The 13,083-nt window shown below is 64.0% G+C and carries 6 protein-coding genes; all 6 read left to right on the top strand.

The window, feature by feature from the left end; all coding sequences use genetic code 11:
• Positions 1-448 precede the first annotated feature (448 nt).
• The 6 genes from J2S57_RS23840 (at position 449) to J2S57_RS23865 (ending at position 12,835) form a co-directional block, all read left to right on the top strand.
• Positions 449-3,475 carry a LamG-like jellyroll fold domain-containing protein gene (locus tag J2S57_RS23840; RefSeq protein WP_307246781.1) on the top strand — a complete coding sequence of 1,009 codons (3,027 nt, stop codon included), beginning with the start codon at positions 449-451 and terminating at the stop codon, positions 3,473-3,475.
• Positions 3,472-8,397, top strand: a complete 4,926-nt coding sequence (locus tag J2S57_RS23845; protein WP_307246783.1) for an RHS repeat domain-containing protein — start codon at positions 3,472-3,474, stop codon at positions 8,395-8,397. Before J2S57_RS23840 ends, J2S57_RS23845 begins: the two co-directional genes overlap by 4 nt.
• A gap of 547 nt (positions 8,398-8,944) precedes the next feature.
• Positions 8,945-10,459 carry a polymorphic toxin-type HINT domain-containing protein gene (locus J2S57_RS23850; protein ID WP_307251104.1) on the top strand — a complete coding sequence of 505 codons (1,515 nt, stop codon included), beginning with the start codon at positions 8,945-8,947 and terminating at the stop codon, positions 10,457-10,459.
• Between the two features lie 131 nt (positions 10,460-10,590).
• On the top strand, positions 10,591-10,917 hold the full coding sequence (locus J2S57_RS23855; protein WP_307246785.1) for a barstar family protein: 327 nt from the start codon (positions 10,591-10,593) through the stop codon (positions 10,915-10,917).
• A complete protein-coding gene (locus J2S57_RS23860) occupies positions 10,914-11,381 on the top strand; it encodes a hypothetical protein (protein WP_307246787.1) in 468 nt (155 codons plus the stop codon). The genes J2S57_RS23855 and J2S57_RS23860 overlap by 4 nt, the downstream gene beginning before the upstream one ends.
• A 132-nt stretch (positions 11,382-11,513) precedes the next feature.
• Positions 11,514-12,835 (top strand): IS3 family transposase gene (locus tag J2S57_RS23865; RefSeq protein WP_307246790.1). Its coding sequence is split into 2 segments (ribosomal slippage): positions 11,514-11,922 and positions 11,922-12,835, totalling 1,323 coding nucleotides; the frame shifts between segments, so codons are not numbered across the junction.
• The last annotated feature ends 248 nt before the right edge of the window (positions 12,836-13,083 follow it).

Here is a 13,083-nt window from a genome sequence, read left to right on the forward strand (position 1 = left end):
AGGTATTGGGGCGAAGGCCACGGAAGCGGTGAAGATCCTGAGGATGCAGCCGTGAGGGACTCCTTGGCGTATGGGGCGCGGCACGTTCGGATAGTGACGGCGGGAGGGGCCCCTTCCTAGCCCGGCAGCCGCGCGATGCCCAAGATTCTCGGGTGGCTGTTGGGAGCGGTGTCCTGTTACCGATGACCTTGGGTAGTGGAAGGCCAGCTGGGTGTCGAAGGCGGCCGCAGTACTGCTTGAACACCGCGGACAACACAACCGCCGGTGAGAGAGCCTCCATCGAATCCAGAGCGCTTCAGTCTCTCCCGGTCGAGCTCGCCATCGGGCCTGTTCGCGTGAACGGGGACACAGTGCCCTGGGGGATCTTGTGCACGCATGAAGTGACGCATAGGTTTCCCACAGTTCGGGGCCATTAGTCGGATATGTCCCCTTTGGTCAGGGAGACATAGTGCTCGGCGCCCTCCTTCGTGCTGCTCGTTCGCGGTTCTCGGCTGCTCTGCTCGGCGGTGCGGTTGTGTGCGCCAGCCTCGCCGCTGCGCCGTCAGCCGCAGTGGCTGCTTCTGCCGAAGTGCCGCCGACCGGGACCACCGTGATCTCCAACCCGGTGAAGACGCCGAGCGAGGCTCCCGATGAAGAGACGGCCATTGACTTGGCCAGACGGTACGGATCGCCCGTGGAAGTCGTGGCTGCGAGAACCGAGTTCTCGCAGACGTTCGCCCAGCCCGACGGCACGATGAAGCTGCGGCAAGCAACCTCGCCGCAGCGAGTGCGTCGGGGAGCCGGGTGGGTGCCGGTGGACACCACGCTGAAGTCGGCCGGCGACGTGGTCCGTCCGGAAGCCACCACGTTGGACATGTGGTTTTCCGGTGGCGGCAGCGCCCCGATGGTCACCATCACCGACGGCAGCAAGAGCCTTTCCATGACGTGGAAGGACTCCTTGCCTGAGCCTGTTCTGGACGGTGACACGGCGACCTATGCCGATGTGCTTCCAGGGGTGGACCTGAAGCTGACTGCCTCGGTGGGATCTTTCAGCGAGGTGCTGGTCGTCAAGACGGCCGAAGCGGCTCGCAACCCGGAATTGGCCAGTATCCGCTTCGATTTGGCTACCGAAGGGCTGAAGCTCGAGCAGGACAGCGACACCGGTTTCATCCGCGTGGTCGACCCGTCGGGAAGCATCGTGTTCATCTCCGACGGAGCCGCGATGTGGGATTCCCCAGCTCCTACGACGGACGGCAAGCAGGCCGCGAGCCGCGAGGTGGCCGCGCGAGCCGAACTGCCCTCCGCCGAAACGGGTCCGGCCCGGACCGAGACGGTCCCCGTGCAGGTTACGGCGAGCGCGATGACGCTGAGTCCGTCCGTGGACATGCTCACCCACCCGGACACGAACTTCCCCGTGTACATCGACCCGGGCTACGACAACCTCGACGAGATCTGGACCGTCGTCAGCCGGAAGAACCCGACCACGTCGTACTGGTCGGGCAACGGGTATCGCGATTACATGCGCGTGGGGCAGAACTGGCAGAGCTCCGCCGACGACGACTGGCGCACGCTCGCGCGATTCAGCACCGCACAATTGAAGAAGACCGAGATCATCAAGGCATCCGTGCACGTCAACGTCTGGCACACCGCCGACTGTGTCCCTTCACCGTTCCAATTGTGGGTGACGAACTCGATCTCCAGGACTGCCCCGGTCACGTGGAACAGCACCAAGGACAAGACCTGGAAGCGTCTGGCCGAGGTGAAGGCCACGGCCAACAAGCAGTTCTGTCCCAAGGACGGCAATGACGAGGTCGGGTTCAAGAGCTCTGCGTTGAAGAAGGCGTTCCAGGATGCCGCCGACCGGGACCAGTCCGCGATCACGCTGGCATTCAAGGCCAAGAGCGAGGGCGACGAGAAGCAGTGGAAGAAACTGAAGGCCGATTCGGCGTACCTGGACATCGACTACAACCACCGTCCTGGCAAGGTGGGGGAGCGCAAGGTCTCTCCCTGCCTCGAGTGCACAGCCCCAGTCGCCACTCCTAGCCGCAAACCCAAGCTCACGATGAAGGCGACGGACCCCGACGGCGGCAAGCTGAAATACCAGTACCGCGTGTACGAATCGACCCGGCAGAAGATTGTGGCCTCCACCGAGCTCGGCGGCATCGCCAGCGGTGCGAAGCGGACCTGGACGGTGGCGGCCAAGCCGGTCGCTCCGGCCAAGGTCTGGCCCGGCTTGAGTGACGGGACGTACTACTGGATCGGGCGGGCCTGCGACTCGTACAACCAGTGTGGCCCTTGGTCGGCCACAACGGATCCGATTGCGAAGATCATCGTCGACAACGAGAATCCGAAGTCGCCCGTCATCACCAGCGACCTCTACTCGGAGAACGCGTGGAAGGGGGGCGTGGGTCAGTCCTCCAAGTTTACGTTCCGCCCGGGAACTGCTTCGGACAACGTCTACCAGTACCAATACCAGCTCAACGGTGGCGAGAAGCGCTTCAAGGACGCTGACTCCAACGGCATAACGGAAGTTCCGATCACCCCGACCAAGGACTCCCAGAACGTCCTGACCGTGAAGGCTATTGACAAGGCCGGAAACCTCTCCGGGGTATCGGATTTCGAGTTCTGGGTGGCTCTGGAAAAGGGCAGCTGGTACTGGTCTCTCGACGAGGGGGAGGGTACTTCGGCCGAATCGGTCCCGGAAAACAACCGCCCCGCCGGTATCAGCGGATCCGGAGTCGCCTGGTCCTCCGTCGGGATGATGGGTTCGGCCGGGTCAGCCCAGTTCGCCGGGCAAGGACAGTTCACGACGTCATCGGTGCTGAAGACCACTGCTGTCGCTGGCTTCACCGTCGCCTCTTGGGTACGGCTGCCTTCCCCCGAAACCTCGGACGCGCCTCCGGAGGAACCCGAAACCCCTGGAACGGGTGAGGACGGCGACCCCGGTGGCATCGGCGATGACCCCGACAGTGAAGACTCCCCGCCGGTAGAGCCGGAAGAACCTCCTGCGGTGACCCTTCCGACCGCGAACCAGGCCTCGGTATCCCAGGACGGCAACAAGCGCTCCATGTTCAGGTTGGGCTACCGCACGGACCTGAACATCGACAAGTCAGCCGACGGGTCTCCCGACCCGGGATGGTGCTTCACCATCGCAGCTGCAGACACGGTTACGGCCTCCGAAACGGCAGTCTGCACGACCGAGTACGTCGCCACTGGGGAGTGGACGCATCTGGCGGCCGTGGCGGACCCGCTCACGAACGAGATCCGCCTGTACGTGAACGGCACCCCGTCCGTCCTCGGATCCCTGACCGCAGCGACCGGTAAGGCGACCTGGGACTCCACCGGCGACTTCGCCATCGGCCGCGGTCTAGGAGCAACCACGACAGAACGCTGGATCGGCTGGATCGATGAGGTCTACGCCCTTCCCCGGGTGTGGAACGACGGCGAGATCAACATGCGAGCGAAGGAACCCGAGGAGTGGCCGGAGATCGAGTGACGTGGTTCGCCCCCGGTCTGCTGTTTCGTGTTCGTGAGGAGATTGTCGCTGTGAGTGTTACTCGCTCGCCGTTTTCGCGCCGCCGGATACTTGTCCGGGGTCGGCGTAAGATCGTTGCCCTGGTGGTGGCGTCGGTCTTCGTCGGTTCCCTGGCCGCTCAGCTGCCCTCGTCCCCGCAGGCTGCCGCCGCGGTGGAGGACGGGGACGTCGCCGGGGTCAAGCTGAAGGAGGTCGCTGCTCCCAACCGCGCCGAGTACACGGCTGAGGAGAGGGAGCTCACCGAGGCCGACCTTCCAGCTGACCCGGAAGACGAATCCGGTGCTGCTGTGGTGGACCTGACGACGGTGGCGGCGGCACGCGCGTCTGGTGGCTCCGGTGCGACCGGCAATGCGGTCCCGGCCGGGAAACTTCCGGTGGTCGTATCGCTGCCGGCGTCCAGCGGGGATACGGCGGTATCCGCCCGGGTGAGCCCGGTGCGCAAGGTTCGCGTCGAGGTCCTTTCGCGGGCCGCGGCGCAGGCGGCCGGCGGTGAGAGCCTGGTGCTGGCCCTGTCGCGGGCGGACGAGGTCGGCACGGCCGCGGAGGTCTCCGTGGGCGTGGATCAGGCGGCGTTCGCCGGTGACTTCAGCGTGGACGCGCTGAATCGGCTGCACCTGGTCCGGTTGTCGGACGGAGCCACGTTCGCCGCCGAGAACGACGCCAGAACGAGGATTACCAGCGCGGTCGTGCCGTTGGCCGCTGACGGGGCGGTGAGCCGGTTCGCTGTCGAGGCCGCGGCGGACGGACCGCTGGGTGACTACAAGGCGACGTCCTTGTCGGCGGCCTCGACGTGGCAGGTCTCGACCCAGACCGGGGCGTTCGCGTGGTCGTACCCGATCGACGCGCCGGCCCCTCCTGCGGGTGTGGCCCCGTCCCTGGAGCTGTCGTACTCCTCCGGATCGATCGACGGGCGCACTTCGGCGAACAACACGCAGGGTTCGTGGGTCGGTGACGGCTGGGATCTGTGGCCGGGCTACATCGAGCGTTCCTACCGTGCGTGTGCCGACGACCACGACGAGAAGGAGAAGAAGGACCCGAACAACAAGGACGAGAAGGGCGGCGACCTGTGCTATTTCAATGACAACGCCACCATGTCGTTCAACGGGGCTGCCACTGAACTGGTCAAGGACGAAACCACCGACAGCGGTGCGGGCGACAAGGACATCCAATACCGCAGCACCACCGATGACGGCTCGCGGATCGAGCTGGTCAAGGCGGGGAACGGCAACGGTGACGTCGACGGCGCCTACTGGCGTGTGACCACGACCGACGGCACGCAGTACTACTACGGCCGCGACAAGGGCCAGGGCGGCTCGTCCGCGGACACCAAGACCGGATCGGTCTGGTCTGTCCCGGTTTACAGCAACCATCCCGACGAGCCCGGCTACGACAAGGATTTCGCCAAGTCACGGCAGCAGCGGGCCTGGCGGTGGAACCTTGACTACGTGGTCGACCCCAGCGGCAACACGATCACGTACTTCTACGACGCCGAGACCGGTGCATACGCGCGGGAGAACGACAAGGACAAGCGCACCATCTACGACCGGGGCGGGTCCCTGGCCCGGGTGGAGTACGGTAGCCGGTCCGACGCAGCCGCCTCGGTGCACCCGGCCAACCGGATCCTGTTCGAGACCGCCGACCGATGCCTGGGCACCAGCTGCTTCAACGCCAAGGACCAGGCGATCAAGAAGCGCTTCCCGGACACCCCATGGGACCAGTACTGCGCCGAAGCTCCCTGTAAGGACAACTTCTCACCGACGTTCTGGACGCAGAAGCGCCTGTCCGGTGTGCGGACCCAGGTGTACAGCGGGACCGGCAGCACCTACACCGACGTGGACTCCTGGGCTTTGAAGCAGGTGTACCTCGCCGCTGGCGGCAATGAGGGCAACCCGATGTGGCTCAAGAGCATCACTCACACCGGTGAAGTGACCAGCGCCGGCGGCGCCAAGGTCACCGATCCTGCCACGGTCTTCAACCCGAACGCTGACGTCATGCCCAACCGGGTCGACACCCCCAACGGGCACTCGAGCCTTTTCCGCGCCCGTATCGACACTGTCACCACCGAGACCGGCGCGCAGCTGGGCGTCACCTACTCCAAGCCTGAGTGTGACGGGGTTGTCCCGAAGGCATGGTCCAACGGTAAGAGGTGCTTTCCGCAGTATTACGGCGCCGAGGGTGAACAGCCGGTGATCGACTGGTTCAACAAGTACGTCGTGACTCAGCTGGACGTGTACGACAACACCGGTGGCTTCGAGCACGAGATGACCTCGTACGACTATCTGGGAGCGCCGGCCTGGGCCTATGACGACTCCGAGCTGATCGAGCCCAAGAAACGCACCTGGAGCCAATTCCGCGGCTACGAACGGGTCCGGGTCATCCAAGGTGCTGACACCGCACCGCAGTCCAGCACCGAGTACCGGTACTTCCGCGGTATGGACGGCGACAAGCAGCCCAAGGACTCCGAGCGTCCCCCGACCGGCACCCCCCGCTCGGTCCAGATCGAGGACTCCCTCGGGACGAAACTGGACGACCACCCGGCGTACGCCGGAATGGTCCGCGAGGAAATCGTCTACGACGGGGCCGGAGGTCCCTGGATCAGCGGCACGCTGAACACCCCCTCCCATCAGGGACCGACCGCATCCTCCGGATCGCTGAAAGCCTGGCAGACGTACACGGGGACCAGCCGTGACCGCGTCAAGCTCTCCACCGGTGCGACCCGGTGGACCAAGACCGTCACCAAGGTGGACGACGACAACTTCCCTGTCGAGATCGATGACCAGGGCGACGAATCGACCGCTGCGGACGACCAGTGCGTGCGCACCGAGTACGTCCGTAACCGATCCGACTGGATCCTTGACAAGGTCAAGCGCACCGAAACGCTGTCGGTCTCCTGCTCTGTGACGCCCTCACGTCCGGGTGACGTGGTCAGTGACAGCCGTACCTACTATGACGACGCCTCTACCTTCGGCACCGCCCCGACCCAGGGCCTGCCTGTGCGGTTCGAGGACCTCGACTCCTGGAGCGGGTCGGCCCCGAAGTACCTCACCGTTTCCGAACGCAAGTACGACACTCTGGGCCGCATCACCAGTGAGTCCGACCCGCTCGGTCAGACCACTACCACCAAGTACACGCCGGCGGTGGCGGGCCCGGTCACCGGTACCGAGGTGACCAACGCCCTCGGGCACGTCAGCACCGCCACGTTCGACCCTGCCCTGGGACTACCGGTCAAGACCGTGGACGCGAACAAGGCCCAGACTTTGATGACGTACGACGGGTCAGGCCGCATGCTGGGAGTCTGGGCGCCCGGACGCTCCAAGACTGCCTTCCCCAACGATCCGAGCGTCAGCTACGCATACAAGATCCGCAAGAACGCGCCCTCGACCGTCACGACCAAGACTCTGACTGCATACGGCGACAAGACCTACCGCACCTCGATCGAGCTGTTCGACGGGCTGGCGCGCTCCCGCCAGACCCAGATCGAGACGGTGGCCGGGGGACGGGCTGTCACCGAGACTGTGTACGACTCGCGTGGTCTGGTGGACTGGGTCAGTAACCCGTACTACGACGGCGACAACAGCCCGCCCAGCACGAGCCTGGTCACCGCCGAGGGCCGACCCGAGATCCCGGCCTTGACACAGAACGAGTACGACGGCGCCGGACGACTGACCGCATCCGCTTTGATCGTCAACGGCAACGAAAAATGGCGATCCACAAACAAGTACGAAGGCGAAAAGACCAGCACCACCCCACTGAAGGGCGGCACCGCGACCACGGTGTTCACCGACGCCCAGGGGCGCACCACCGAGCTGCGCCAGTACAAGGACCCCGCCAAGGTCGGCAGCGACAGCGCCTCGACCTTCGACAAGACCACCTACGGTTTCAACATCAAGGGTGAGCTCGCCAAGGTCGTCGACCCCGGCGGCAACACGTGGGCCTACCGCTACGACGTACGCGGCAACCAGATTGCCGTCGACGACCCGGACAGCGGTACCACCACCTCCACCTACGACGACGCCGGGCAACTGCTCACGACGAAGGACGCGCGCGGCAAGGTTCTCGCCTACACCTACGACAAGCTCGGACGCCAGACGTCTCTGCGCAAGGCCACCACTGACGGCAGCAAACTCGCCGAGTGGCAGTACGACACTGTCGCAACCAACGGCATCGGCCGCCTGGCCAAGTCGATTCGCTACGAGTACGACTCGGCCGGAACCGCGTCCGCCTACACGACCTCGATCGGCTCGTACAACGTCGACGGCCAGGCCCTCAGCAGCACCCTGACCCTGCCGTCCACTGAGACCGGGCTCTGCGGTTTCCGCGGCGACGAACAAGTGCGCCTATACCCAGCAGATGCAGTACCAACCCAACGGCCAGATCGGCAAGGTCTCGATTCCCGCGGCTGCCGACCTGCCGCAGGAAACCCTGACGAGCACGTACCTCGCACGGGGCCACCTCGGCCAGCTCAGCGGCGCCCTGAATGGGGCCGGTTCCCAGATGTACGTTCACAACGTCGTCTACAACCAGTTCGACCAGATCTTGAGTCGCGACGTGGGGGAGTACGACAGCCGGGTCACCGAGTCCTACCGCTACGACGAACCGACCGGCCGGCTGAGCAAGTACTACGCCCTGCCCACCGACAAGACCTACGTGTACAACCAGACGTACACGTACACCGACTCCGGCAACGTCACCTCGATCAAAGACGCGCCCGAGGGCGGACAGCCGTCCGAAACCCAGTGCTTCACCTACGACTACCGTCAGCGTCTGACCGAAGCCTGGACACCGACGTCCCTGTCGTGTGCGACTGCCCCGACCAAGGCCGCCCTGGGCGGGCCCGCCCCGTACTGGCGCTCATACACCTACGACGCCGCCGGCAACCGTAAGAGTGAAACCGCTCACGCCAGCACGGACATCACCCGCACCTATACCTACCCGACCTCCGGCGGAGCCCCCGGCAGCAAGCCACATGCCGTCACCAGCGTGGCCAGCGTTACCGGCACCGCTGCCGCCGTCACCCAAAAGTACGCGTACGACGAAGCCGGCAACACGACCTGCCGTCCCATCGGGACCACGGCCAACACCTGCCCCTCTACCGGCACGAAAGACACCGCCGGACAGGCCCTCACCTGGACGGATGAAGGCAGCCAGAGCACCGCAGCGGACAAGAGCGGCACCACCAGTTACGTCTACGACGCCGATGGCAACCGGCTGATCCGTCGCGACCCCACCGGCACGACCGTCTACCTGCCCGGTGGACAGGAGGTGCGCAAGCCGACCAGCGGGACCGCCACCGCCACCCGCTACTACAGCCATGGCGGCGAAACCATCGGCGTGCGGACCAAAGCCGGCCTGAACTGGCTCCTGAACGACCACCACGGCACCAGTACCGCTTTCGTAGCCGCCGTCGGTCTCGTGGCCACCCGCCGGCGCATGCTGCCCTTCGGAGAAGACCGCGGCACCGCGCCCGCCTCGTGGCCCGGGGACAAGGGATTCCTTGGAGGAACCAAGGACAACACCGGCCTGACCCACCTGGGGGCCCGGGAGTACGACCCGAAGCTTGGCCGGTTCGTCTCGGTAGACCCGGTCATGGACTTGACGAAACCTGATCAGTGGAACGGGTACTCGTACGCCAACGACAACCCCGTCACCCTCTCGGACCCCTCCGGCCTGAGTCCTTGCACGCCCGATGACGGTCCGGACTGCATGGTCGGCAGTAACGGAAAGGCACAGTCCCGCAAGGAGTACGAGAAGAAGAAGAGCGGCGCAAGCTCGTCTAGCTCGAACAGTTCCGGTGCGTCGTCAGGGTCTTCCAGCCGTGGCGTCAGCTCCCCGACGAACGTTTGGTACGGCCCACCAAAGATGGTCATCGATCCGACGCCTGCCCGCATTCCGGTGACGGACAAGGCCCATCACAGCAATCCTTGGGCATCTTTTGGAAAGGGCGTCCTGAGCTTCGCCGGTGAAATGGTCGGTGCTCAAGCCGCAAAGAAGTGCTTCAGCACCGGGGGCAAGGAAGGCTGCACGGAAGCCAAACTCGCGATCATGCCGGGCATGGGTCCCGCCAAGAAGGGATGGGCCTTCGGCAAGGGAGTCGGCAAGCGTCTCAAATTCTGGAACAAGGCACCGAAGCCCGCAGCGGCCGGAAACGAGGCAGCCGAACTGGGCTCCAAGGTTGCGGCACGATGCGTCGACAGCTTCTCCGGTACGACGCTCGTCCTGATGGCCGACGGAAGCCGCAAGAAGATCCAGGACATCGAAGTCGGCGACAAGGTGCTCGCCACCGCCCCCGAGACCGGCCAGGACACCAGCCGCTCGGTGACTGCCGTGATGATCCATCACGACACCGACTTGACCGACCTCAAAATCCGTGATGGCGAAGGCCGGATCTCTGTCGTTCACACCACTCAGGAACACCCTTTCTGGGAATCGGGGGAGGGCGCCTGGACCCGCGCCGGGAAACTGCAGCCAGGTGACTTGCTGTCATCACCGTCCGGCGATTCCCCACGGGTAGAAGGCGCGACGTCGTTCTCGGGATCGACGCGCATGTACAACCTTAGCGTCGCTAAGATCCACACGTTCTATGTGGTGGCTGGCTCTACGCCGGTTCTCGTGCACAACGCATGCCCCCACGTGGACCTCAGCGGCGTCCCGGAAGACCTCCGTGCCCAGACCGATGCGGTTATCACGTCCATGGATCTAGACGGAAGCCGGCCCCCAGGAGTGCGGTTCGGGGGATCCAAGGACGCCCCAGGAATCTATTCGGGCAATGGTCTTCCTGCTCGAGGAGATAGGTACTACGTCGAAAGCGATGTGGTTCCAACCCTGCGCGGCCAGAAGCGCGACCACCCCGCTCGCTTGGTCTTCGGTGCTGCTGGTGATGTATGGTTTAGCCCGGATCACTACGAGACCTTTATTCCGCTACGAGCCCCAGGTTGTGCGTGTTGATGTCTGGCGTAATGCGAGTGGCTTCGCAACCCCTATTTGACATATTACCGCTGAGGCCCCACCTGATCGCTCCAGAACAAGTGGGGGCGGTAACTGGACGCTTCGCGAACGAGGGGTTTCGAATTGTCAGAGTGCAATCTGGCAGGTTACCTGCCGGCGCTGCGGAGGACATCCTCGGAGAAATAGCAAAGGCCTTGGGATTTCCGGCAGAAGGGCCGGTCAACTGGGCTGCCTTCAACGATTGGCTAGGCGACTTCCTGGTCGATGAGGAAGACCCTGTGGCGATCGTCGTTTACGGCCTTGATGCCATGCTGCGTAGGGATGTCCACGTTTATCTAGGATGCGTGCACGGCCTGCTCGGTATGACTGAGGCGTATCGATCACCCGACTTCCCTGACCTCGCGCAGCTCGAATACATATTTCCCGGGTCGTGGACCCCGATCGGGGGGAAAGCGTGATCTACAAGAGATTTGCCGGTCCTGAATGGGTTCAGGTCGAAACGATCATTCCCCAACTAGGGGAGCGACCATATCTGTGTGATAATAGCGACTATCAAGAGGTTGGCGAGAAACTTGCAGAGCTAGGGTTCCTTGTCGTCTCCGTTGAAGTTGAGACCGGCGCCACCTTCACGGAAGAGATTCTTCTTCGCAAAATTGCCCAGGCCCTGGATTGGCCAGAAGCATCAAAAATCAGCTGGGATTCCCACTGCTCTGCGCTTTACCAGGTTCTCGTTCAGTGGGAAGAGCCGCCGATTGCCGTCCTGATACACGGGATGGATGGCATCCTGCGCACGAACATTCATGCTTTCACACGAAGCATTCACCTGCTCGAAGTGTCCCGACGAGCCGTTGGGCTGTCCGACGAGCATGCCGCCAGACAATTCATGTATGTTTTTATGGGAAACTGGCTTCCTGTCATGTGAGTGGCCGTCGGGGGTGAGCCAGGGTCCCGTCAAAGTCCGATTGTGCTTGTCAGGAGTATGATGGCGGGACTTACCCCGGGCCTTGGACACGCTGAAACCAGCATATGTTGGAGGAAGCGAGATGATCTCCTCGTGGCCCGTAAGCCGTATTCAGAGGAGTTCCGTCAGCAGGCGGTGGATCTGTTCCGGTCCACGCCCGGCGCGACGGTCATGGGCATCGCTGAGGACTTGGGGATCGGCCGCGAAGCGCTGAGTAAGTGGACCCGAGAACGTCCTGCAGTTGCCGGCCTAAACGTCCAGGACGCCCGGAGCGGCGTGGAGGGTCCGGACGAGGTGATCGTGCTGGCACTCGAGGCGGGTGAGACGCCTGCGCGGGGACGGGGTCGTCCGGCGGGCTCGCTGGCGCGGATCGCGGCGTTGGAGGCCGAGGTCGCGGCGTTACGGGCGGAGGCTTCGCGTCGGGACGCTGAGCATGAGGTGGAAGTCGAAAAGCTTTCCACGGAAAGGGATATTCTTCGCCAGGCGGCAAAATATTTCGCGGGCGAGACGAACTGGTGAGCGGTTTCCAGTTCGTTGCTGACCACCGAAACACCTTCACGGTGAAGCGGCTGTGCCATGTCCTGGACCTGCGACGTTCCTCCTACTACGCCTGGCGCAACGCCGCGCCGGGCAGGGCCTGGCGGGCCGCTGACGACCTGGCTCTGGCCGAACGGATCCGGGCTCTGAACGCGGCTGACCGGACGCTGGGTGCACCCCGGATCACGGCCGAGCTCAACGAGGGTGTGCCGGCCGGTGAGCGGGTCAACCACAAGCGGGTGGCCCGCGTCATGCGCGAGCACGACATCGCCGGCCTGCGGTTACGTCGCAAGGTCCGCACCACCATCAGCGACGAGTCCGGGCAGAAGTTCCCTGACCTGGTCAAACGCCAGTTCTGGGCGCCCGCCCCCGGGTGTGTCCATGCCGGTGACATCACCTATCTGCCGATCGCCGACGGCAGCAACCTGTACCTGGCCACCGTCATCGACCTGGCCTCACGCCGCCTGGTCGGCTGGGCGATCGCCGATCACATGCGCACCGAGCTGGTCATCGAGGCCCTCGATGACGCCCTCGCCACCCGAGGAATCGTGCAAGGAGCCATTTTTCACTCGGACCACGGCGCTCAATACACGTCGAACGCCTTCGTGGAGCACTGCAAGTCGCTGGGGCTGCGGCAGTCCATGGGCAGGATCGGCTCCAGCGCCGACAACGCCGCCGTGGAGTCCTGGAACGCCACCTTCAAACGAGAAACCCTCCAGGGCGACCCGTTCTGGATCGATGCGGCCACCTGCCGCCGGGACAGCTTCCGGTTCTGCACCCGGTACAACACACACCGAAGGCACTCCTATTGCCAGAAAGTCTCACCCAACCAGTACGAGAACTTCCTGAATGCTGCTACGTTCGTCCTGGCAGCCTGAAACAGTCACCCGTGTGTCCAAGTTCCGGGGTGACGGCCCGATCCGGATCGCAACGACTGGAGTTTCAGGAGAAGTCATACGACTGGCTGACGTCTGGTCAATCACTCGGTCGTCATTCCTGAGGTCCGCGTATGCCTCATGCGCTCTTTTTTGATGACAACCGCGGCCGCGCTGGGGAACGGCGGCGACGGACGTCTTAGGTCAGCGCGAACTCGGAGGAAAACATCGAACGTGTCATTGAGCTCCAA

The sequence above is a fragment of the Kineosporia succinea genome (assembly GCF_030811555.1).
GTDB lineage: Bacteria > Actinomycetota > Actinomycetes > Actinomycetales > Kineosporiaceae > Kineosporia > Kineosporia succinea.

What these genes read in the sequence shown, in the direction of transcription:
- J2S57_RS23850 (WP_307251104.1), top strand. Translation starts at nt 8,945, where the DNA reads ATGCTGCCCTTCGGAGAAGACCGCGGCACCGCGCCCGCCTCGTGGCCC.